Source organism: Bradyrhizobium sp. P5_C12 (assembly GCF_054049735.1).
This window is the reverse complement of record NZ_JBFULU010000129.1, coordinates 1-1,182: the sequence shown is the minus strand read 5'-3', so window position 1 is coordinate 1,182 and position 1,182 is coordinate 1. Positions and strand designations below refer to the sequence as shown.

The 1,182-nt window shown below is 59.6% G+C and carries 2 protein-coding genes; both read right to left on the bottom strand.

Features of this window, described 5'->3' with window-relative positions; all coding sequences use genetic code 11:
* Positions 1-305, bottom strand: a 305-nt coding sequence (locus ACXJMY_RS37915; RefSeq protein ID WP_456624456.1) for a flagellin N-terminal helical domain-containing protein, incomplete at its 3' end; no start/stop codon positions are given.
* 359 nt (positions 306-664) lie between these two features.
* On the bottom strand, positions 665-1,182 hold a 518-nt coding region (locus ACXJMY_RS37910), incomplete at its 5' end, for a flagellin (RefSeq protein WP_456624455.1).

Sequence of the window (1,182 nt, the reverse complement as noted above, 5' to 3'; positions counted from 1 at the left end):
GTGGTCTGCAGCGCCTGGTTGGCGATCGACTTGGCGCTGTCGATCAGCTTCTGCAGCGAGGTGATGCCGGTGTTGGCAGCCTGCAGCACCTGCACGCCGTTGGCGATACCGTCGAGCAGATTGTTGATGTCGCTGGCGCGGTTGTCGAGCGACTGTGCCGTGAAGAAGTTGGTGGGATTGTCCAGGGCCGAGTTGACGCTCTTGCCGGTCGACAGACGGCTCTGCGTGGTGGCGAGGAGGTCAGCGGTGGACTGGAGGGAGAGCAGGTTCTGACGAACCGAGGAGGAGAGAACAATACCGGACATTGAGTGTTACCCTTCTGGTACGCAACGCAACAAACTTCGATTAGGATTAATCGATGGCCGGGACGGTGAACGTAGGTGGCTAACAAAGCATGAAGCGTGTCGCTCCAATCCCTATGCGGATTCACCATGCGGGTGATCAGAGCCGGATTGAGCTCGCTTATATCGTCATGATTGGATGGTGCTTTTTCGTGCAGGGAGCAGGTGTTTGCGACTTGTCAACCATAACTCAGAGTTAGCAATTGGCTGCATCCGGATGCATCGTCCCCACTTTGCCGAGCGGCACTCTGATGCCGGCCCAAAAAGAAAGCGGCGGGGCCGAAGCCCCGCCGCCGGATCTTGCTTCCAATATCGTCCGCTAATTAGCGGAGCAGCTGCAGCACGCTCTGCTGCGACTGGTTGGCCAGCGACAGCGCGGAGACCGCGATCGACTGACGGGTCGACAGCGCCTGGCTGTTGGCCGCTTCGGTGTTGGTGTCGGCCAGCGTCAGGTTGGACGAGCCGGTCTGCAGCACGTTGATCAGGCTCTTGTTGAAGTCCTGACGCACCTGCACCACGGACAGGTTCGAACCCAGAGCGGAGGCTTCCGAGCGCAGCGTGCTCGAGGCCGCGTTCAGGTTGGTCAGCACCTTGTTGGTGGCAGCGTTGTCGATGAAGTCGACGCCGCTGGTCAGCGCAGCAAGGCCCAGACCCTTGGAGTTGTAGGTGACGCCGGTGATGCTCAGGTTCGACTTGCCAGTCTCGTCGAACACCAGCTTGAGCTGGTCGCCGTTCAAGAGGTTGACGCCGTTGAACGAAGAGTCCTGCGAGGTCGTGTCGATCTGGTTCAGGATGTTGTTGTACTGAGACACCAGGTTCGCACGCGAGGTCTGAGCAACGG